Origin of the sequence: Mesorhizobium sp. SP-1A, from assembly GCF_032460275.1 — a bacterium.
In the GTDB taxonomy this organism is placed as follows: Bacteria; Pseudomonadota; Alphaproteobacteria; order Rhizobiales; family Rhizobiaceae; genus Mesorhizobium.
Genome location: NZ_JAVXZD010000002.1, coordinates 574265 through 593393, shown reverse-complemented (window position 1 = coordinate 593393; position 19129 = coordinate 574265). Strand labels below are relative to the sequence as shown.

Below are 19129 nucleotides of genomic sequence, written 5' to 3'. Positions count from 1 at the left end.
TCAGCGCGGCGCTGAAAGAAGTACACGCGATTAAGCAGTGCTCAACGTTGTACGGTTCTCGTACCTGGGCGCTTCATGGTTGAGCATGTCTTGGAGCGTTTTGTTCGAGATAAACTCTTGATACGCGCCGCTTGCCAAGCCCTGAAGGGTAGACCGACGCTTTGTGTCCGCCACATCAAGTCCGAGATCGGAAGTCTGGTCTTCAGATGGAAGAGCGTCGATGCGTAGATATCGGTCGGTGAGCTGATGCTTCAACATGAAGTCTACGAGCTGCTGCTGCGCAGAAATAAGCGTTGAGGGGAGCCTGTCCTTTCGAATCCATCCGATACGGCCTAAATTCACGCCTATGGAGTTCGGCAGGGAGAACTTTTTTGTTGTCGTCCCCACGCTCAAGAGTCTGATGTCGCGGTGTTCCACACCACAATACTCAACCGCTTCATGAATGGCGCAAAGATCCGGTGCGTTGGCAACAATGCCTCCATCGATGAAGAGGGAGTCGTCGAACTTCGCCATGGGAAAGAAGGTTGGCGCGGCAGATGTCGCCAACGCAATGTCGACGGCCAGTCTATGTTGATCGACCTTTAGGTTGGGATGGTGTGGTGTCTTGAACATCTGGACCTGACTTTTCGTCATGTTGACCGCTGGCACGAGCAAGCGTGTCTTGGCCTGTCCAAGCTTAGTATTTTTGCCCACAACGTTCTCAATCACCGCGCGCAAGGGTGCGGCGCTGTATTTCGGACCCCATAGCATTTTCAGGAAATAGTACGGACTCTTGAACCAGTATTTCCTTGGGAAGATATCTTCCCCATGCTTCAGGAATTCGTCTCTTATGCTTTCGGCACTTTTCCCCATGGCCAAGCCTATGGCCACAATACCGCCAATCGACGTGCCTGCGATCATGTCAAAACACTGATGAAGAGGTTTTCCTGCTTCCTGTTCCAGCCGCGCCAGCACGTCGATTGTGAAGAGTCCACGATATCCACCGCCGCTCAAGGCCAGAATCTGAAATGCCATCTTGAACCCCTTTCCGTGACTTCCTAGATCACGCCTCACATAAGAGCGCAATCGCAAAAGTTGTAGGGTCAACATGCCGATGTTTTGTGCGGTGGGGACCGATATCGGAGACGGGGCACGGAAATGGCGAATGTTTCAAAGCTTTTGTATACGACGACTGACATCGAGTGCTTTTTGAATGGAATCGATCCAGAGGATGCCTCAATCCAGCAACTCCTATATGCGAAGACGAAGATCAGAAATCGCATCCGAGAGGCCTTCAAGGAGAAGAGTGAAGCGCACTTCGGCAGCAAGATTTTGCCGCGCTTCTTCACGCAGGGAAGCTACTCCTACAAGACTCTCAACTATCCGGCTTTCCCGCCTGAGCAGCAGATGGACCTCGATGATGGTTGCTACCTGCCCCTCTCATTCGTCAAAGAAGAAAGGCCTTCGAAGGCCGCTGCCGCATTCTTCGAGTTTGTCGATGCGGTGTTGATCCAGCTTGCTGATGAGGAAGGCTGGACGTTCGTCGAGAAGCCCACATGCGCTCGCTTGGTTATCAGCGGGGACGCTCACATTGACATTCCGCTATACGCGATACCAGATCGAGAGTTCGTTCTGCTTGAGAAAGCTATGGCTCAACGAACTGTCACGGCGTCAGCTGATCAGCGGCCGGATAGGTGGGATGCCTTACCCAGCAACGCTGTCCTGCTTGCGCATCGTGACGAGGACTGGAAGGTTTCGGACCCCAGGAAGATACGCAAATGGTTTGAGCAGGCAGTGGAGGTCCATGGCGAAAAGCTAAGAAGGGTTTGCCGCTACCTGAAGGCCTGGAGGGACCATAACAAAGATGACCTCGACAAGGTGTCGTCCATCCTGTTGATGGTCTGTGCCTTCTACGCGTTCGAGGAAGTCGGGCGTCAAAACGTTCCAGTGAGAGAGGATGAAGCCATGCTCATCGTTCTGGAACGGCTCTCAGGTTACCTATCGAAGAAGGTGGAGAACCCAACCGACAGGAATGAGGATGTAAACCGCATCCCCAACGAGAAGCGCTTCACCGTCTGCAATAAGGCTCGCGAGTTCGAAAAACGGCTTCGGATGACCATCCATGAATGTAACGTCGCTCGTGATGCTGTCGATAACATCAAAGCCTCATTGGGCGTCCGTGTTCCTGACCGACCCGATCTGGTAGGAGTGACGGCGGCTAGCCTTGCGAAGGCGGCAGTTCACTCCCAGCCGAAGAAGGAAGTGGCAGCTCCTATTGTGGGGCGCTCGACCAGTGGATGACGCTAAGCCGTCCGCCATATCTCAGATTCATAACGCGCTAGCTCAGCGTGGTTTTGTCCGAGATTGGTCTGAAACCGAGGTGCCGACATATACGGGCGTTCTCGATCCTCACGGATTGAAGGTGCCCGTATCCATTTCGCTACCTGATCTGGATTTCGTAAAACCGCCGCCGATCCGGATTGATCCTGCATTCGAGGTTCAGAAGAGGTTGTTCCCTCATTTGTCGAGCGGAAGAGCTATATGCTACTTCACGGCGGGTGCGGTCATCTTTGACCGCTATAAGCCTGCAGGTACAGTGTTGAGCTGCCTGAACCAAGCGGAAAAAGTCCTCGTTGATGCGTTGCGCGGTCGTTCTGATGGCGACTTCGCCAACGAGTTTCAAGGATACTGGGGCGAGAAATACCTTTCTGTCGACTTGCCTCCGGCATACACAGGAAAGGCGAAAATCCATTTTTACAAATGGAGAGCCGAGCAAAAGACCAAGTCCATCTTATGTCTGGAAGATTCTTGGCTCATCGCGTACTACGAAAATCAGCCAGGTTTCGAGCTGACCACAGAAGACTGTCTTGTCGTTCAGGTACGGGAGCCATTGACGCTCGATCCTGCTGAGAATTGGCCTCCTAAAACGCTTGTCGATCTAAATCGATGGTTATCGGTGGTGGCTCCCGCGCTTGTCGGTGAGGTTGAGAAACTGCTTGTTACGGCGCGCGAGGCATCCATCGCGGTTCGTGCACCCAACGGCATTTTTGGCTATAGAATCGGCATCCCTAAATTTTTGGAGACCGAGGAGTTTCTCAAGAGCAGGCGAGGCAAACTACCTTCGGTTATGAAAAAATATGAGGACAAGATAGAGGTCGAAAGGATCGAGGGAAGGCGAGCTGACACTGACTACATTTTCAGTCGGAACATGGGGCGCGCTGCCAATCTGGCTGGTAAGAAGGTGCTTCTTATCGGCTGCGGCACCATTGGCGGCTACGTCGCGCATCAGCTGGCGCAATCTGGTGCTGGGGCGGACGGCGGGGAGCTTCGACTCGCTGACCCAGACATACTGAACACAGCCAATCTCGGCCGCCATTTGCTTGGCGTGGATTACCTCTACAAAAATAAGGCTGAGGGGTGTCAGAAATTCATTCTGGCTCAACTGCCGATGTTGCGTGTTACCGCCTATTCAGACGATGCACGCAATTTGCTGAAGGATGCATCCAAGTTCGATCTCATTATCGATGCGACAGGCGAAGAAGGGCTGTCGCTCGCCATCAATCATATGGCTGTCCAGGCGAGACCGAATTGGCCGCCTGTTATATTCGGATACCTGATCGGTAATGGCGCACTCGCGCAGACCATCTTGGTCGATCAGCCTGACCGCGCGTGTCTGAAGTGTTTGAAGCCGGAACTCGCGGGGCCGCCTCGTTTCCAAGATCTAAAGCCTGGTGTCGAGGTCGAGCGTGTCGCTAACCTCGAATGCGGTGATGCCGAGCACATACCCTTTCCGGTCTCTCGGTCGGTGGGGGCTGCGTCGTTGATAGTGAACCTTGCCTTGGATTGGGCGAGCGGGAAAGCGAATAACCGCTTCAGGAACATGCTTTTTGACCCGGAACGAGCTTTCTTCATTAAGGATGGAAGCCCGTCGCCCTCGAAATCGTGCCCAACATGCCAGCAGACATAGTGTTTGAAACGCCGGATCATGAGTATGTGCTGGTTCACCCGCATGTATGGAGCGTCATGCAGAGCTTCGTTCAGAGCGCATCCACGCAGGCTGAAGCTGGCGGCATACTGATCGGTAGCTATCGCGGCAGTCATATTGAGGTTTTGTCGTGTACGACGCCCTTGCCGAAGGATGTCAGGAAGAGGACGCTGTTCGATAGGATAGATAGAGGGCATCACGACGCTGCATTCGAGGCCTGGAAGAAAAGTGGGCGCACGGAGACCTATGTTGGTGAATGGCACACCCATCCAGAACGAAATCCTTCTCCATCAGGTCTTGATCTCCGAACCTGGCGAAAGATCACCAAAAAACAGTCTGACCCAGTCGTGTTTATCATCGTCGGTACGGATGCGGTTTGCGCGTTCAAAGGCCTTTCAAACAATCTACACCGGATGCCGATGTTGAGTGATGCTTCAACAGCTGACGGATTTGGCAATATTCATGCCCCCTAATGTAGTGATGCCAAATAATTCGTTATCCGTTCACGCTTCGTCTCATCAAAGCTTTCTAAGCTTACCTTAGGGTAAGGGGCGCTTCCATCACCGCCTCGGCGGGGATCGGTCGAAAAAGGAGGCAATTCTCCGATTGAGAGAGTTGCCTGTTCGCGTTATGTTCCGCGAATGTCAGTAGCTACCAGCAACCCGAACCTCATTCCAGTTTCGTTATCCGCCCATGGAACAGTGGTTCCGATGGTGAATTCCCTCGTGCCAGCAGGATTCCCATCGCCAGCTGCTGACGACCTTGAGGATGAAATCGACCCAATAGCTTGGGTCGTCCGTCATCCCTCGGCGACGTTCTGGTGGCGTGTGTCCGGCGACAGCCTGGTGGATGAAGGTATCCATGATGGCGACCTCATTGCGGTCGACCGTGCAGGCAAGCGACGCATCGGCCGAATCGTACTCGCACTCGTCGATGGTTCGATCACGGTCAAAAAACTTGCCAAAAGAGAAGGCCGCTATTGGCTCGACCCGAAATCAAAGGGGAGGGAGTTCACTCCGATCTTGGTCACGGAGAGCACTGAAATCTGGGGCGTGGTTGCTGGGATAGTGCGAAGATACGAGGTGGATTGAGCAAACGGCCGCACACATCTGTCCATCCCGAATGCGGTTAGGCCTGTACCTCGATGCCAGACCCGATTGCTCTGATCGATTGCAACAATTTCTATGTCTCCTGCGAGCGCGTGTTCGATCCGAAACTGATCGGCGTGCCTGTGGTCGTGCTCTCCAACAACGACGGCTGTGCGGTAGCTCGATCCGAGGAAGCCAAAGTCCTCGGCATCAAGATGGCTCAGCCGCTGTTTCAGTTTCGGGACAAGGTTCGAGACCACGGAATTCGGGTGATGTCGTCGAACTACACTCTGTACGGCGACATGAGCAGGCGCGTTGTGGATGCGGTTGGCCAGTTCTCGCCCTCGTTCGAGGTCTATTCAATCGACGAGACGTTTGTGGATCTCAGCGGTTTTGGCGACCGATATCTGAAACAAGCCTCGGATATGCGATCCACCGTTCGGGAACTGACGGGCATCCCGACTTGTGTTGGTGTCGCTCCAACCAAAACGCTTGCCAAACTCGCCAATTACGCGGCCAAGAAAAACCCGATCTTCGGGGGCGTCTGCGATTTCACTGATGCCCGCGTTGCCGACTGGTGCATGGCACGCATTGCGGTTGGTGAAGTATGGGGCGTTGGAGCCGCCACCGAGGGTAAATTGCGGAACATTGGGATTGAGACCGTATCCCAGCTCCGCGACTTGCCGATGTCTCTCGCCAGGAAGGTGGGAACCGTCGTCCTTGAACGCATCGTGGCCGAGCTACAGGGCGTCAGGTGCCTCGACATCGAAGAAGTGGTACCGCAACGCAAAGGCATGGCTGTCACTCGGTCTGCGGGAGAACCGATGAGGACATTCGATGCCGTGATGCAGGCGGTAACGGCGCACGCAACGCAAGCGGCATATAAGCTACGGCAGCACGGGCTTGTGGCAGGCCAGGTGACTGTCTTCTTCCATACAAGTCCATTCTCTAAGACGGCTCCGCAACATTCGGCCTCGCGGACGATTCACTTGAAGCCGATGACCAACAACACCTTCGACATGATTCACGCCGCAAGTTTATGCGTCCAAAAAGCGTGGAAGGGTGACCGCCGAGGCAATGGCTATGCGTACGCGAAGGCTGGCGTGATTCTGGACGACCTGATCAGGGAAGCTGACACCCCGCAGCTCTTGTTCGAATTCGAACGGCCGAGGGATGCCCGCCTGATGACGGCCTTGGATGCAGTTAATGACCGTTTCGGGAAAAAGAAGATCGTTGTCGCTTCGGAGGGCTTTCACCGTCCATTCGAGGTCAAGGCTGAAATGAGGTCGCCCCGATATACGACGAGGATCTCAGAAGTGCCTGTCATCAAAGCCTAGTGACGTTCCGATTAACTGACGATACAACCCATACGGGTTTATCTAGGGGGAATGAAATGGGCTTTTGGGGTTGGTTCTGGCTTATCGTCATCGGTGTCGTCGTCTACAGCATAGTAGTGGCCAGAAATCAGGCGAACAAAGCCAAAGAACAAGGTAGTGCCTTGGCTGCCATTCCAGATTTCAAGTCTGCGGTGGTCTTCAAAGGGGCTTATGGCGGCGCTGGTGTGGCGATTGATGCAGAACGAGACAAGTTCGCGATCTCATACGGAGCTAACAACACCAAGGTGTTCGGGTTTGCCGACCTCGTGGCTGTCGAAGTCCTGCGCAACGGTTCGTCCGTTCACAAGACAAACAGGGGTAGTCAGGTCGCTGGTGCAGCGGTGGGTGCTGTTTTGCTTGGACCTGTTGGCCTTCTCCTAGGCGGTCTTACTGGGTCCAAGCGATCAGTCGAGAAGGTTGACCGCTTGTCACTGAAAATCTTCACGAACGACTTGGTCAATCCGGTTCACGAAATCGTCTTTTTCAACATACCGAAATCGAAGCCGGATTCATTGCTCGTGAAACAGGCATCGCAGGAACTGGATGCATGGTTTGGGCGGTTTCAGACGATCCTCCACATGAGGGAGCGACCAAGTCACGTCGGATGACCTCACAGCCGTTCAGCAATTTGGCGAGCGACAAATGGAGGCGACGGGGTCGTTTCAAGCGAGTATGCTCGGGAGCGGTGAGAAGAAGAGGGGAATAAAATGGTACAACTCGTATGGGAGCGCGATCCCGAAGCCGTCGAGGGTGAGACCGAGTTCATCGGCAAATCCGGGCAGGTGGTTCTGGGTTCGGTGCGCAAGTCAAACCGCAGCGATGATCGCTGGCGCTGGGAAATCTGCCTGATGCCAGGCTTGAGCGCGCGTCGAGAAGATCGTTCGGGTTGGGTGGCATCCGATGAAGAAGCCAAAAAGTGCGTCCAAGATATGTGGGACGGCTGGTTGGAAACTGCCAATCTGACAGCCGCCTGACCAAGCAGAACGCCTGCAGGATCAGGCGTAGCCATAATTCACGGTGCCGGATTCCGTGAAGCCTTGCGTTCTTCGATCTTCGCCAGGACTTCTGCGAAATCGTCTGTGTCGAGTAGGTCTTCGCGGTTCTCAGTTAGCATACCGTCTTCGGTAGTGATCAGGCTGAAACGAACCGTATCTTCATGTTCGCGCTTGGATGTGTCTGCGTAGTCAACATAGAGCAGAACATCGAGTTCTTTGTGCAGAAAGGACGGGCAGCCGTCGTTGCCCCAGGAGACGTCCTCAAATCCTTCAGGGATCGCGACATCCAATTCGAAGTCGGGGAATTCCTTTTTGTAGAGTGGCGTTTCGTTACTCATGATGATCCTCATACGTTTTCAATGTGGACATTATCAGGTGCGGACGAAAATGAAAAATCCAAAACAATGATCCCGCTCAGGAACATTTCCCTCAATTCTTTCGAAAACCGAATTTAATGCTCCCGAGCGGGATCATTGTTTTTTCCGAAATTGTTGACGACCGAAATAATCCGAATTAAAGAAGTCCCAAAGGATTATTATAATGGCCGATGCCTATGAAAACTCAAACGAGAGCAATCGCATCCAGGAACTCGAAGAGGTTCTGGAGGATGCCCGCAAGTGGCTGGCGGGCCAGCCTGAACGCTCTCAGTGCAAGGCAACGACGCTGACCGAGCTACTTCAGAACATCAACAAGGTCCTCGGCAAGGAGGATGCCGATGACTGACGAGGACGTGTTTAATGCTATGGAGAAAGGCAAGGACCGCTTTCAGGCGGTATCTGGGCGCATCTACCGCCTTGATCCGGCACAGCGCGAGGTCCTGAAGCCGTTTGGGAGCGGAGCACTGCTGATCGGCTACCCCGAGGATGCCAACCCCCGCAAAAAAGGCCGCAAGTGGGTCTGGCTGGCTCCCAAGAACCTGTCGCTTGCGGAGCCAGATCCAAAACGCCATCCACGATAAGCAAAAGGCCGCTCTCTCGAACGGCCTTTCTTTTTGTCTGCAGCTTGGAGCTATCGTCCAATCGCCTTCTTGAGTGAGTCGACGACGTCGCGATAGAACGTGTCGGGGCCGAAACGGCGGCGGCTGATTGGAGTGTCCAGCAGGCCCAGAGCGTTCTGGATGGCTTCTTCCATGTCATTGAAACGCTTGTGGTCGCGTTCCTGCAGATAGGCGAGGATGCGCTTTTCAGCTGTTCCGACACCTTCGTCGCCATTGAGCTGTGCGAGTGAGAAGATTGCGGAGGCGTCAGCCATCTGAGTTGCGGTTTCGCACGGCATCTGCGGCAGATAGGCTTCGACTTCGCTCATGGTGGCGGTCGAATAATTGGTGCGCCATTTGTCGAGTTTTTTGAGAACGATTCCGAGGAGTTCTTCTTCGGTGAGATCGGGCTTTTCCTTGAAGATCATGTCAATATTGCAAAGCATCATGTCGATGTTTTCGCCAATAATGCCGTCGCGACCATCGCCTGTTCCGTTGATTTCGCGCTGCAGTTCTTCGCGTTCATAATCGAGGTGCTGGAGGATGTCTGCGTTCGTGCGGCCATTCTTGATGGCCAAGCAGTAGGCGCGGCAAATATGGAAGAAGCTGTCGAAACCAATTTTCATGGGTAATTCCTTTTCGTTGCCAGCGTAATAGACATTTTGAAATTTAAAATCAATAGGAATATCGGAATAAATAGCTGTTTATTACGTAAAAAATTGGGTAAATATAGACCAGTGAAATTTGAATGGAGGCTCAGGTGGAAAATATTGATGCCAAAGAAATCGAATATGGCTTCGACTGGGATATTGCGCTGCAGGCGCTGGTCGGTCTGAGCTTGGGTGCGCTGTTTATGTCGGCCATCATCAAAGCCTTGTTGATTTAACGACTGAAAGGCCGTCGAAAGAACGCTCTGCCTGGTAAGTGAAAATAGACTTGCTTATCGTTTTGACATAGAAAGGAAAACTGCATGATCTCAAGGCGTCATTTGCTCACAGGAGCGGCAGCTACAGTTGCAGCCACTTCAATGCCATTCACTGATCTTACTTTTGCGGCCGAGATGTCGACCGCTGCCGAGCGAGATACTACGCGTTACCACTCGTTCGTCATTGGCGATACCTCACAGGCATTGGTGGACAGCGCGCTCAAACGCGAATTGCGTCGCATTGATCGAAACGGCATTACTCGACGTGGTCCTGTTTGGTCTATCGGGAACACCGAATTCAACGCTAATCTGGCTGATGGCATTGAAAGAATTCACCTCGCAACATCGCATGCCAACCCAGATGACACAGCGGCCATCGTAGCGAGGCCAATGCAAATTCTGAAAACGCTCCGTTCAAAACCGGACATCATCCTGGTGCAGTCTTATGGCCCAACTCATGGCTCTGGTCGCACCCTGATGGATTGCTTCTTTATCGGCCATTCGGTGATTTCGGGTGCCGTCGCGACAAATAAAGAGGAGTTTTTCGAAAATCACTTCATTTCTCGCCTGTCTGACTGGAACCGTTTTCACATGGTGAAAACCCGTGAAAATTTTTACGTAAAGAGGTCGTTTGCGCAGTGGCGTGGCCAAGATGTTTCAGCCGAACTACGGCAATATATTCTGGATGGGGTAAAAAACGTCGAAGTCTGATTGAGATGAGTGTTTGAATTTGGGCGCGAGAATACTTATTGACGCGATCAAGGCACGCTATCATCATAGAATTACAAAAATGAGTGTGCTGCTACTCTGAATGCAGAAGTGACTGAATAGGTGTTCCGCTTCCTGAAATGCGGGAATGACATGAATGGGTGTTTCGCCACCGAAAGTGCGAAAGTGAAAAGCTAGACGGGCGGTCGATTGGCCGCCTTTATCTTTTGACCTCAAATACCGAATTCGAAAATAGTTCGTTGCGTCACGTGATGCCATCATTTTCTGAATTACAGAATTCGGAGTATGGAAAAAATGGAAAACGCTCATCCATCTACGAAGAGAAAGCCGTCTCAAGAAAACTCCGGCGACTGGATATGGTCCAGCCGTCCGAAGGCGCGCGTTGATGCTTCCAAGGTCGGCAAGTGGCTGGTCTTCTGCAGCCCGCAACAGATCGACGACCTATGGGTGAAGATCGCAAATTCGATGGACGGAGGCGAGCTGGCAAAGGTCTCCATCGGATGCAAGGTGAACACTGCTGGCCGCGATGCCAACAAGCATGTCATCTGCGTCTACACGGCCAATTTCGCCAATAAGGACAGCGTCGCGGCATGTCTGGCCGTCCTTAGAGAGTTGGGCATCGAAGATACCTTGTATTATAAGACCGACAAGCAGACTCGAACTCGTCAGTATGCTTCGAAAGGCTATAAGTCGAGCATCTATAGCTCTGCAGATTTCGAACGCCTGAAGCCGACTGCGCAGATGGGGATGTTCTAATTGGCGACTCCTTTTTAGTGCTCGGGAAGGCTATATGGTTCCAGAGGAATGAACGATGACTGATTTTGTCTACAATTATAATCGGGAAAATCCTGTGACACTCTGGGACGCCTTGAACGGCTGGAGTGAAGGAGCTTTGACATGGGAACAGGCCATCAGGATTGGTGGACTGGATGACAGGTATGAGCTTATCGCAACGGCAACTCTTCACGGCGTGCCTATTCCAGTGGAATTGACGGACGATGACCGTGTGCGCGTCGATGAATTTATTCGGGTAATTCGGGCGGAGGAATCGGATGAGTAAATTCGCGTACGACCCGGATGTGCCTGTTACGCTTGGGGACGCATTGAAAAGATGGAGTGAAGGAAAACTAAGTGATCGACAGGCGATGGAGATCGGTGGGATCGAGGACACGTTTGAACTTATCGAGACCGCGATCATGCATGACGTATCCTTCCCAGGTAAGTTGACGCCAGAAGAAGAACGGCAGGTTGAGGAGTTCGTAGCTGCCGTCACCCGAGGAAAAACGCCCTCGTCCTGAGGCTAAATGAATTCTTGCTGCGCGCCCTTATCGAACCCATGCATCCTGTTCGCCCATTGAAGGCCAATCGTAGCGCCTTTGATGGGCTGAAGCATCGCGAGCGACATCAGGATCGTGATCGGCACCCAGATCGCAAGATGCGCCCACAGGGATAGGCCGCCAACGTTCTCGACCGCCATGAACAGGGCGACCACGATGTGCCCGACGATGACGACGGTCAGATATGCAGGCAGATCGTCTGCGCGTTGCGGCGTGTAGTCCTCATTGCATGCGGAGCAATTGGCGACTGGGCGCAGATATGAGCGGAATAGTTTGCCTTCTCCGCAGTGTGGGCAGCGACCGAGCAAACCGCGCTTCATGGCTTCGCTCAACTTGCGTTTTGGCCGCACATATGGGGCATGGGCTTCAACGGTTTCTGTAATCGTTGTCATGATCTTCTCCAATCAGGTGCACTGCCAACTGTGATGAAAGTCGGTTGGGTCTTTTGAATTCACGTAGATGTAGGCAAAACCGTCGCCCGCAAACATTCCAGGCGCGAGACCAGGAAACCTTTCTACGTCTTTATATGGGTAATCGTCGGCACTGAGCTGCAGGACTGGGACGTAGGTCGTTCCGTCATCGAATTCTGTAGCCATTTTGGGTTGCACCCAGCTCGACCACCCAAAAAGTTTATCACCCCAGAAATTTTGGAAACTTGGAATTTCACTGTACTCCATTCCAGAGTTGTAGAGATTCTCATATAGATCAGGCTCTTCTTCCCAGTCGGGGTATTCAGCATGCTCTTCCCATCCCACGACTAAACGAGGCCTTAAAAGGTGCGTGATACAGCCGTCTTCATCATCGATTAAATCGCTCAGGTCGATATCTGGGATTTCAGTTACGGACGTCGGGCCATCAGGGTGGACTGTGCGGACAAGCATGTCCTCGCCATAGTTAGCAGGATCAGGATGGTAGAAGAATTGAAACAAGCCCTTGCCGCCGAGATGCTCCCTGGTTGGAGAAGGCAACTTGTCGATCTCAAGCTGGCATATGAAGAGCATTGGCTCGCCATTGCATTCAGGCCATTTTTCGTCTCTGGCCAACCACGGCGTCCCATAATATTTGGAAACTGGCTCGTTGCTATCACCTTCTTCGAGAATAGGTCGCCAGACTGGGCGCTTCTGCGATTCAATATGAGCTGAAAATTCGGCTGCCAATCTGGCTTTTTCTTCAGCACTCAGGACTGGTCGTTCTTTCTCTGTGTAAGGTTGTAACGTCATCGAGTGCGCTCCCCAAGCGACCATTAAATTCAACACTAGGATGCCATTAAACCACACAGCAATTCAAATATTCCTTTTAGCCGAAAATAACGAAGATTTTTCATTGACTTGGCTTGCTTGACCAAAATCGGTGGCGCATATTTGGAGAAATTGTATTTCCATATCGAATTGGGGCGTCGGAAATGAAGTTCGGCAGTGCATTATTGGCAGCGTCTGTGATTTCCTTGTTGGGGACGGCCTCGGCGTTTGCGCGTGAGGATACATTCTACAGCGGTGATTTCATCTGCAATGGCGCTGTGAATTTCAGCGAATGGCATCTCGTGAAGACGGGAAAGAATAAATATTCGGCCACGATCTTTCAGGGTCGCCGTGATCAGGCCAATTTCACGAGGTACGAACTTAGTGGTGCGATTTCGGATGGCATGCTCCGGCTATTCAACGGCAATAAGCCTTTTCTGGAAGCAGATGCCCCGATTGGGCAGGACATGATCAACGTCAGCATGATCGATGATGCATGGCATCCATTCAGCGCAATGAACCGTTGCCCGAAATTCACGGTTGGAAAGACGTCGAGTGCCAAAGATCGTTGGCAGCACGCGCTAAATCTTCTGAAGACGACAGCACCGACCGCGAAGCAGGCTTCTGAAGTGGCATATCTTCGCCGTACTCTTCCGCCCGTGTCCATGTTGCCCGATCTGGATCAGAAGCCGTTCGAAGAGGCCTACAACGCCAGCTCTACGCCTTTCTGGACGGCCTATTACGCGGCCGAGGGTGATCGCCTCAAGACTTGGCCGATTGCCACAGAAGCAGACAGGAAGGCACTTATCGCAGAGATGCGGACGGCGACGACTTTTGACCTGTCGCCTGAAGGCACCCTGATTGACAATCGGAAGGCCCGCCAGCACGCGATTGATTTCCTGGGGCTGGTCACTGAGCGACTATCGTCAACGGATACGCCTGTTGCGCCACTCGAATTCACTGGGATGGAACGCTGTCAGCGGCTCACGTCGATGGCGGAACCCGATTCCGCGAGCGTTGGCTTTCTAGTCGGTGTGCCCATGGACTACTGGGACCGCACTCTGGCCGAAACCGTCATTGGACAAAGCCGTCAATGCGTAGGTGCTGAAGGCCTGACTCAGCAAGTAGCCGAGACTTATCCGGAGATCGAGAAATTTCGTGAGACCCAAATGGCGCGGGTCGACGAAGCCTATAAGGGCATGAACACCTCGTTCTCGAAGATCAATGAAGCCAAGAGCGCCTGTACTGCTTCCTTCAGGAGTGCTCAGGCCGCTGGTCTCAGGAATTCGCAGCTGTTCATCAAGGAGTGCGAGACACGAGCCAACCTTCTGGCCAAGGACCACGAGCAGACTCTTGTCGATGATCAGGTAGCCAAAATTCTGAAGGCTCCCAAGTCACTCGATGGTCTGAAGGACAATAATTGGTTCGCGCTTAATGCCAGCGTGGAAGAAGGCTGGGAACCATCTGCAGAAACGGTCGAAGCATTCGAGTCCCGAACGCAGGAGGCCCTCAAGGAGGCGCTGAAAGTTGCTGTGGATCAGATCGATGTCACGCTGTCTAGCGATGACCTAGAGCAGATCGAGGCGTCTAACGTGGTAGATGTTTGTGAGGACGTGATCGCGTCTGACGAAGCTCAAGTTGTGCCAGAACCACTCTACGAGCCTTGCAACAAAGGGTTGGCAGCCTTGAACGCCAGACGGGACGAGGCAGAATGCAAAATGGCCATGAAGGTCGCAAAAGTGAGCGATGACTTCATGCTTGGTGCTGTCTCTGAAGGCGATGGTGCTGTGGCGATCAAGGACATCGTCTGTGGCGCTGCACGAAGCGGCCAGAAGGTGTCCATCAAGACGACCGGGTTCTGGTTCTGGAAGAAAAACGTTTTGAGCGTCTCACCTGAATTAGGCGATGCAACCCGCTTCTATCTGACGCAATCGGATAAACCTCAAATCTGGAAGGCCGATCCTGCTGATGTGAAGCAGGGGCGCGATAGCAGGTATTTCGAGTGCCTGGCTAAAAAGGGCGGTTGCACAAATGAGCGATAAACGCGGCTTGCGAGCAACAGTCTTCGGCATATTTAAATACAGCCTAAAACTGACATTGGCTGAAATTAAATACAGCGATGGAATAAGATTGATCGACGCGGTTATTCAAGACGCAAAGGCTAGACAGCGAGGTCTTGATAATCAAATTGAAGACGCCGTGAATTCTTTAATCAAATCAGCGCAAATCATTGATGATTTGAATAAATCGCTGAATACTAAAAAAGAACAGCTAAAATCGGTGCAAAGCGAATATCACGAAACGCTGAGGTTGATATCTATTACAGATGAGCAGAAGGGTGCTATTGCTGGAGCGCTGGAGAAAGCAGTCAATAAGGACAGAAACAAAGAGCGCATCATTGCAGCTATAATAAGTTTTGGTGTTGGTTTGGTTTTTTATGTCGCGGGGGTTGTAACGTCTGATCCTGTCCGAGATATATTGAAACCAGAGGCCACGACAATAACAGATCGAAACCAGACATTAAAAACAAATGAATCGCGATAACTTCTAAATTGAAAGTCGCTAATACGACTATGCAGGCGACAGAAGGCGACATAAAGGAGTTCAATTAATGTCGAATACGAGAGTTTTTTATTCTTGGCAATCATCGCATGGGAGTAGGCGAGTTGTTGAAAAATATGTCAATAAAGCGCTCGCAAAATTGAACTCGCCACTTGTCGAGGTGTCGGAAATTGACGGTAGTGTTCTGCAGGATTTCGGACGCTATGAACTTGATCACGATACAAAGGGGGTCTCGGGCATGCCTCCAATCATGGACACGATCAAAGAGAAAATCCAGATTTGTGATGTCTTCGTTGCTGACATGACACCAATTGAAATCAATGATCGGTACTATCCAAATCCAAACGTAATGTTGGAGTTGGGATATGCATTGCATGCGCTTGGTCACGGAAGGATAGTTCTGGTTGCCAATGTATCGAAGGTTGATAATTACGATTTTTCCAAAATGCCGTTTGACCTAAAGCATCACAGAAAACCTATTGAGGTTGATGAAAATAATTTTGATGCGAGTAAAGTTGAACTGCTTGCTAGAGCTATGGAGCTGATTTCGCCAAGAGAGGGCGTGTTTAAAGAGAAACACGTTCCAAAGCCGACAATAAAACCAGGTCTAATCATCGATCCAAGTAAGCCATTTGCTTATCGGGTATTCAGTGATGGAGAGTTGCCATATAGGTTTTTGCCAAAGAAGTATATCTACGCACGTTTTTGGCCTGAGATGCAGACGGGGGTAGCAGAGGACCATCTCCATTTAATGTTTGAAAAATCTAACAGGATGCTCCTTCCTAACCGCATAGGGGCAGATAGAAGCCTTCACCTTCCTGATGGTGCATTGAGTGCGTTGAGCGCTCAAAGTAAAGACTGTGTTGCTGCTTCAATGTTCTCCAGATGGTTTTCAAATGGGGAGGTAAATTTGGCTGCCAAACTGGAGGGTAGAACCTTAGATATTGGGTTGTTTGAAACTGCGATTGTCGGTAACTTTGAACTCTATCAGGCTATTTTTAGTTGCAATCCTACTGTGGAAATCGGAATTATGTCGACCATGGGTATTAGGTATAGCCTACTAGGAGACGAAGAATATCATAAGCGTGAAGTCGTCTTGCAGAGTGAACACATCGCCTCTCTGCCTATTCAGATCAACAGTATCGACGAAATCGAGAAGATGATGCATTCGTTTGTGAAAAAGCTTGGTGTTCGATAGTTCCTACCCTACGAGATGCATTTCTTTGAGAATGAAGGCGGCCCGAAGCGCCGCCTTCATTCTATGTCATCCGTTCACGGACGAAACGTCACCGACTGCTCTTCAGCCCAGTGGTCGGTTAGCACGCTCATAGCCTGGCCGACAGATTCGACGTTGTTGAGATTGCCGTGTTCCAGTCCAAAGACGAAAAGCGTTGCGGCACGGACCTCGACAGAAGCCGATTGGGATGGCGCGATCCGAAGCACAGGAGCGCTTTCGAAGCCTTCGCTGGATGCAATGAGGAAATCGACTGCTTCCTGGCTGAGGTATTGGGTGGCGATCTCAATCGTTGCGATCATGTCGAGAACGTCGAACTCGTCAGCTTCACATTTCTGGTGAAGGTCTCTGAGGCTCTCGATGAACTGGCTTTCGTATTTCGGATTAACGGAATTGCCAAATTCAACAAATGTCGGCGGCACGAACGTCGCCTTGCCTTCCAACTCATCGGCCAGCTGCGGGAAATAATCGCGCAGGGCTACCTTGTAGAGTAGGAACTCGGCTTCCTTGAGGACCGCCTTTGCTCCGGTCGGTTCAAGCGTGAACGGCTCCAGACATTCGTCATTGGCCTCGTACTTGTCGATCCGGGTGGCGATGCCTGCAAAGAACTGCTGGCACGACACAGGGTAGGGGTAACGATAGTTTTCCGGCTCTTCGCCTTCGGTCACGCTCCGGAAGAAGCCAACGGGTGTAAGCTCGTCGACGTGAGCGCCTGTCTCTTCCAAAGCCTCTCGCTTTGCGCCTTCCATGGATGTCTCATCGCCTTCAATGTGGCCGCCAGCCACTTCAGGTCCACGACGACGGTTGTTGGCCATAACAAGCTTGCCATCTTCGGTGAAGACGAATGCGAATGTCGTTGGATTGATCTCGCGGGGGAGGAGGTCGTCTGACACGATAACATCGACCGTGTTCGGCACCAGGATGTAGCTGACGTCCTTGCGCTCGTGGATCGATGGCATATCAAGGACTTCGTCTTTAGTTAGAATTTTCATGGCGTCTCCTTTAATTTTATTATTTTCACCCTACGGCGCATTGAAGAAATCAACGAGCTTTAGATAGAAATTTTCCTCGAATTTATGGGATAATTAGAGAAAAAATTCAAACAAAATTATTGACCAACCAAGGCTGTTGAGGTCAGAATTTTGGTAATGTCATTTTAATTGGATTTTCCGAGGTGTCCTAATGTTCCAATTAATCGTAGCGATCTTGTCTATAGCGATGATTGCCTCCCTGGCTATTGTTTCAATTTTCCTTGGAGGGCAAGCATACAATGCGTCGGCTGAAGCCCGTTCGTCGTATGCTGAAAGAAACGCTTGGGAAGCTCCAGCGAATCCCCGGACTTCAAAGGAGCGTAGTTGGTCTTCGTCTGGTGAAATCTACTGATTGAAGGTTGGCAGCTGATAATCCCTGCATTTAGGAGAATGACATCTCCCTTATTAGGGCGGCTTTTGAGGCGGGAATTTTCGGTCCTGCCTCCGCCATATTTTTAGCGATCAAACGGGCTTGTTATTGCCGACATTTGAAGGGGTTTCATTTTCGGCAGCCCAGTAGGATTGCTTTGGTTCGACATCTTCGTAGTTCGGATCGTTGGCAATCACGAACCACCACGACATCGCGTTCAGGGCATTGTAGCCCTTAGCAGTGAAGGCCGATTTCGAGTGCATGCCCTCGATTTCCATCCTGTAATCAGCGGTAACCTCGCCTTTCATGATGGCTGATACCTGAGAGGCGACATCATCGCTTTGCTCAAAAACGTGCATTTCGAGTGTCTTCGCCTTTTCGCCATCGAGGCGGAACAGGATCAGTCCAGTGTTCTTTTCGGAAGCGGTGGCATGATCTGCATAGAAGATCGCCACTGCGCCATCCGAGCGAACGACACACACATCGGCATCGTCATCGCCAATAACCAGGCAGCCTTCGCCCCATTTGGCATTGAGGTTATCCAGCCTTTCGACCATTTGCTGATGATTGTTCACCACAAACGTCGCGATAGCCTGGCTGGCAAAATCTGCGGAGAGCGCGTAGTTCATCCAGCACAGCTTTCCAGGCAGACCGCCATCGGCATCGATCATCGGTCGCATCCTACTCAGGCGGCCTACGTAGTCATCAGGCACCGCCGTCGACGTGAATTCTTTGACGGCGTCAGGTATGTGCGGGGTGATCGCCTTGGTGAAGCGTGAGACATCCTTCAGATTGCTTTCGCTGGAAACGCTGCCAGTGACCGTGTTTGGATCGGGTGCCTGAAAGCCCGACTGCCAATCCTTCTTCTCGGTACCTTTCTTCCTTTCGTAGAAAGCGCCTTCGAGCAGCGGGGTTTCAAGGTCGCCCACGATGCTCGTGACCTTGATGTCTTCGACACCATATTTAGTCCCCCAGACGACCTTCCAGCTTTCGGTGCCTTCAGCTGGTTTCAGATGGCATGTGATTATGCCGTTGTGTTTGGTCCATTCGGCCTCAAGGCCTTCTGCTCCTTCAAACCGATCTTTCGTTTCGCGAAGCCAGGTGTGTACGCGGTTGAGGGTGTAGCATGCGGCAGCGGCAGAACGAGATCCAACGTCTCGCGAAATAAGATCGATCATATCGACGTCGAGATTTTCACTTGGATATTCTGGGAGGCCGCAATCTGCGACGAGTCTGTAGGCAGAGAGCGGAGCCTGATATGAGGACATAATATTCACCTTAATTTGTTACTTGCTCTTATCAAT

24 protein-coding genes are annotated in these 19129 nt (G+C 51.7%); 17 read left to right on the top strand and 7 right to left on the bottom strand.

The genetic code is table 11. The features are described from left to right. Positions 1-30 precede the first annotated feature (30 nt). Positions 31-1014: a CBASS cGAMP-activated phospholipase gene (locus QU595_RS11800; RefSeq protein ID WP_315922115.1), complete on the bottom strand. Its 984-nt coding sequence runs from the start codon at positions 1012-1014 to the stop codon at positions 31-33. A gap of 123 nt (positions 1015-1137) precedes the next feature. On the opposite strand from QU595_RS11800, the gene QU595_RS11795 reads away from it, so the two are divergent. The 7 genes from QU595_RS11795 to QU595_RS11765 all read left to right on the top strand — a co-directional run bounded on the left by QU595_RS11795 (position 1138) and on the right by QU595_RS11765 (position 7402). Continuing rightward, on the top strand, positions 1138-2280 hold the full coding sequence (locus tag QU595_RS11795; protein ID WP_315922113.1) for a CBASS cGAMP synthase: 1143 nt from the start codon (positions 1138-1140) through the stop codon (positions 2278-2280). Continuing rightward, positions 2273-3946: a ThiF family adenylyltransferase gene (locus QU595_RS11790; RefSeq protein ID WP_315922111.1), complete on the top strand. Its 1674-nt coding sequence runs from the start codon at positions 2273-2275 to the stop codon at positions 3944-3946. Before QU595_RS11795 ends, QU595_RS11790 begins: the two co-directional genes overlap by 8 nt. Further along, positions 3946-4437, top strand: coding sequence for a Mov34/MPN/PAD-1 family protein (locus tag QU595_RS11785; RefSeq protein ID WP_315922109.1), 492 nt, complete (start codon positions 3946-3948; stop codon positions 4435-4437). Before QU595_RS11790 ends, QU595_RS11785 begins: the two co-directional genes overlap by 1 nt. Before the next feature lie 168 nt (positions 4438-4605). After that, the gene (locus tag QU595_RS11780) at positions 4606-5055 is read left to right on the top strand and encodes a LexA family protein (protein ID WP_315922107.1); all 450 of its coding nucleotides are present in this window, start codon (positions 4606-4608) and stop codon (positions 5053-5055) included. Positions 5056-5108: 53 nt separating this feature from the next. Then, positions 5109-6389, top strand: a complete 1281-nt coding sequence (locus QU595_RS11775; RefSeq protein WP_315922105.1) for a Y-family DNA polymerase — start codon at positions 5109-5111, stop codon at positions 6387-6389. A 56-nt stretch (positions 6390-6445) separates the two neighbouring features. Next, positions 6446-7036 (top strand): hypothetical protein, encoded by a 591-nt coding sequence (locus QU595_RS11770; protein WP_315922103.1) that lies wholly within the window; start codon positions 6446-6448, stop codon positions 7034-7036. A 99-nt stretch (positions 7037-7135) separates the two neighbouring features. Next, the gene (locus tag QU595_RS11765; RefSeq protein ID WP_315922101.1) at positions 7136-7402 is read left to right on the top strand and encodes a hypothetical protein; all 267 of its coding nucleotides are present in this window, start codon (positions 7136-7138) and stop codon (positions 7400-7402) included. Between the two features lie 38 nt (positions 7403-7440). Here QU595_RS11765 and QU595_RS11760 read toward each other — a convergent pair whose 3' ends face one another. Then, positions 7441-7761: a hypothetical protein gene (locus tag QU595_RS11760; protein ID WP_315922099.1), complete on the bottom strand. Its 321-nt coding sequence runs from the start codon at positions 7759-7761 to the stop codon at positions 7441-7443. 202 nt (positions 7762-7963) lie between these two features. On the opposite strand from QU595_RS11760, the gene QU595_RS11755 reads away from it, so the two are divergent. Both QU595_RS11755 and QU595_RS11750 read left to right on the top strand, forming a co-directional pair. After that, positions 7964-8146, top strand: a complete 183-nt coding sequence (locus QU595_RS11755) for a hypothetical protein (RefSeq protein ID WP_315922097.1) — start codon at positions 7964-7966, stop codon at positions 8144-8146. Continuing rightward, a complete protein-coding gene (locus QU595_RS11750; RefSeq protein ID WP_315922095.1) occupies positions 8139-8381 on the top strand; it encodes a hypothetical protein in 243 nt (80 codons plus the stop codon). The genes QU595_RS11755 and QU595_RS11750 overlap by 8 nt, the downstream gene beginning before the upstream one ends. 50 nt (positions 8382-8431) lie before the next feature. Here the strand turns inward: QU595_RS11750 and QU595_RS11745 are convergent, their stop codons facing one another. After that, complete coding sequence (locus QU595_RS11745) at positions 8432-9025, bottom strand: hypothetical protein (protein ID WP_315922093.1); 594 nt, start codon at positions 9023-9025, stop codon at positions 8432-8434. Between the two features lie 134 nt (positions 9026-9159). On the opposite strand from QU595_RS11745, the gene QU595_RS11740 reads away from it, so the two are divergent. The 5 genes from QU595_RS11740 (at position 9160) to QU595_RS11720 (ending at position 11351) form a co-directional block, all read left to right on the top strand. After that, the gene (locus QU595_RS11740; protein WP_315922091.1) at positions 9160-9285 is read left to right on the top strand and encodes a hypothetical protein; all 126 of its coding nucleotides are present in this window, start codon (positions 9160-9162) and stop codon (positions 9283-9285) included. An 84-nt stretch (positions 9286-9369) separates the two neighbouring features. Continuing rightward, positions 9370-10035, top strand: coding sequence for a hypothetical protein (locus QU595_RS11735; protein WP_315922089.1), 666 nt, complete (start codon positions 9370-9372; stop codon positions 10033-10035). Between the two features lie 303 nt (positions 10036-10338). Next, complete coding sequence (locus tag QU595_RS11730; protein ID WP_315922087.1) at positions 10339-10809, top strand: putative phosphothreonine lyase domain-containg protein; 471 nt, start codon at positions 10339-10341, stop codon at positions 10807-10809. 55 nt (positions 10810-10864) lie between these two features. Next, positions 10865-11113, top strand: a complete 249-nt coding sequence (locus tag QU595_RS11725) for a hypothetical protein (protein ID WP_315922085.1) — start codon at positions 10865-10867, stop codon at positions 11111-11113. After that, positions 11106-11351: a hypothetical protein gene (locus QU595_RS11720; RefSeq protein WP_315922083.1), complete on the top strand. Its 246-nt coding sequence runs from the start codon at positions 11106-11108 to the stop codon at positions 11349-11351. Before QU595_RS11725 ends, QU595_RS11720 begins: the two co-directional genes overlap by 8 nt. A gap of 2 nt (positions 11352-11353) precedes the next feature. Here the strand turns inward: QU595_RS11720 and QU595_RS11715 are convergent, their stop codons facing one another. Next, positions 11354-11782 (bottom strand): DUF983 domain-containing protein, encoded by a 429-nt coding sequence (locus QU595_RS11715; RefSeq protein ID WP_315922081.1) that lies wholly within the window; start codon positions 11780-11782, stop codon positions 11354-11356. A gap of 12 nt (positions 11783-11794) precedes the next feature. Continuing rightward, entirely contained in the window at positions 11795-12610 is an 816-nt protein-coding gene (locus QU595_RS11710) for a DUF1963 domain-containing protein (protein ID WP_315922079.1), read from the bottom strand. A gap of 182 nt (positions 12611-12792) precedes the next feature. Between QU595_RS11710 and QU595_RS11705 the strand changes: the two genes are divergently transcribed. The 3 genes from QU595_RS11705 to QU595_RS11695 all read left to right on the top strand — a co-directional run bounded on the left by QU595_RS11705 (position 12793) and on the right by QU595_RS11695 (position 16388). Then, a complete protein-coding gene (locus QU595_RS11705) occupies positions 12793-14670 on the top strand; it encodes a hypothetical protein (protein WP_315922077.1) in 1878 nt (625 codons plus the stop codon). Continuing rightward, the gene (locus QU595_RS11700; protein ID WP_315922075.1) at positions 14660-15172 is read left to right on the top strand and encodes a hypothetical protein; all 513 of its coding nucleotides are present in this window, start codon (positions 14660-14662) and stop codon (positions 15170-15172) included. Before QU595_RS11705 ends, QU595_RS11700 begins: the two co-directional genes overlap by 11 nt. Positions 15173-15239: 67 nt before the next feature. Continuing rightward, positions 15240-16388: a hypothetical protein gene (locus QU595_RS11695; RefSeq protein WP_315922073.1), complete on the top strand. Its 1149-nt coding sequence runs from the start codon at positions 15240-15242 to the stop codon at positions 16386-16388. 74 nt (positions 16389-16462) lie between these two features. Here QU595_RS11695 and QU595_RS11690 read toward each other — a convergent pair whose 3' ends face one another. Next, positions 16463-17416 (bottom strand): NUDIX domain-containing protein, encoded by a 954-nt coding sequence (locus QU595_RS11690; RefSeq protein ID WP_315922071.1) that lies wholly within the window; start codon positions 17414-17416, stop codon positions 16463-16465. A gap of 501 nt (positions 17417-17917) precedes the next feature. Further along, on the bottom strand, positions 17918-19093 hold the full coding sequence (locus QU595_RS11685; protein WP_315922069.1) for a hypothetical protein: 1176 nt from the start codon (positions 19091-19093) through the stop codon (positions 17918-17920). Between the last annotated feature and the right edge of the window lie 36 nt (positions 19094-19129).

Coding starts and splice junctions, on each gene's coding strand:
- QU595_RS11800 (WP_315922115.1), bottom strand. CDS start 1,014: ATGGCATTTCAGATTCTGGCCTTGAGCGGCGGTGGATATCGTGGACTC.
- QU595_RS11795 (WP_315922113.1), top strand. CDS start 1,138: ATGGCGAATGTTTCAAAGCTTTTGTATACGACGACTGACATCGAGTGC.
- QU595_RS11780 (WP_315922107.1), top strand. CDS start 4,606: ATGTCAGTAGCTACCAGCAACCCGAACCTCATTCCAGTTTCGTTATCC.
- QU595_RS11775 (WP_315922105.1), top strand. CDS start 5,109: ATGCCAGACCCGATTGCTCTGATCGATTGCAACAATTTCTATGTCTCC.
- QU595_RS11770 (WP_315922103.1), top strand. CDS start 6,446: ATGGGCTTTTGGGGTTGGTTCTGGCTTATCGTCATCGGTGTCGTCGTC.
- QU595_RS11765 (WP_315922101.1), top strand. CDS start 7,136: ATGGTACAACTCGTATGGGAGCGCGATCCCGAAGCCGTCGAGGGTGAG.
- QU595_RS11760 (WP_315922099.1), bottom strand. CDS start 7,761: ATGAGTAACGAAACGCCACTCTACAAAAAGGAATTCCCCGACTTCGAA.
- QU595_RS11755 (WP_315922097.1), top strand. CDS start 7,964: ATGGCCGATGCCTATGAAAACTCAAACGAGAGCAATCGCATCCAGGAA.
- QU595_RS11750 (WP_315922095.1), top strand. CDS start 8,139: ATGACTGACGAGGACGTGTTTAATGCTATGGAGAAAGGCAAGGACCGC.
- QU595_RS11745 (WP_315922093.1), bottom strand. CDS start 9,025: ATGAAAATTGGTTTCGACAGCTTCTTCCATATTTGCCGCGCCTACTGC.
- QU595_RS11735 (WP_315922089.1), top strand. CDS start 9,370: ATGATCTCAAGGCGTCATTTGCTCACAGGAGCGGCAGCTACAGTTGCA.
- QU595_RS11730 (WP_315922087.1), top strand. CDS start 10,339: ATGGAAAAAATGGAAAACGCTCATCCATCTACGAAGAGAAAGCCGTCT.
- QU595_RS11725 (WP_315922085.1), top strand. CDS start 10,865: ATGACTGATTTTGTCTACAATTATAATCGGGAAAATCCTGTGACACTC.
- QU595_RS11720 (WP_315922083.1), top strand. CDS start 11,106: ATGAGTAAATTCGCGTACGACCCGGATGTGCCTGTTACGCTTGGGGAC.
- QU595_RS11715 (WP_315922081.1), bottom strand. CDS start 11,782: ATGACAACGATTACAGAAACCGTTGAAGCCCATGCCCCATATGTGCGG.
- QU595_RS11710 (WP_315922079.1), bottom strand. CDS start 12,610: ATGACGTTACAACCTTACACAGAGAAAGAACGACCAGTCCTGAGTGCT.
- QU595_RS11705 (WP_315922077.1), top strand. CDS start 12,793: ATGAAGTTCGGCAGTGCATTATTGGCAGCGTCTGTGATTTCCTTGTTG.
- QU595_RS11700 (WP_315922075.1), top strand. CDS start 14,660: ATGAGCGATAAACGCGGCTTGCGAGCAACAGTCTTCGGCATATTTAAA.
- QU595_RS11695 (WP_315922073.1), top strand. CDS start 15,240: ATGTCGAATACGAGAGTTTTTTATTCTTGGCAATCATCGCATGGGAGT.
- QU595_RS11690 (WP_315922071.1), bottom strand. CDS start 17,416: ATGAAAATTCTAACTAAAGACGAAGTCCTTGATATGCCATCGATCCAC.
- QU595_RS11685 (WP_315922069.1), bottom strand. CDS start 19,093: ATGTCCTCATATCAGGCTCCGCTCTCTGCCTACAGACTCGTCGCAGAT.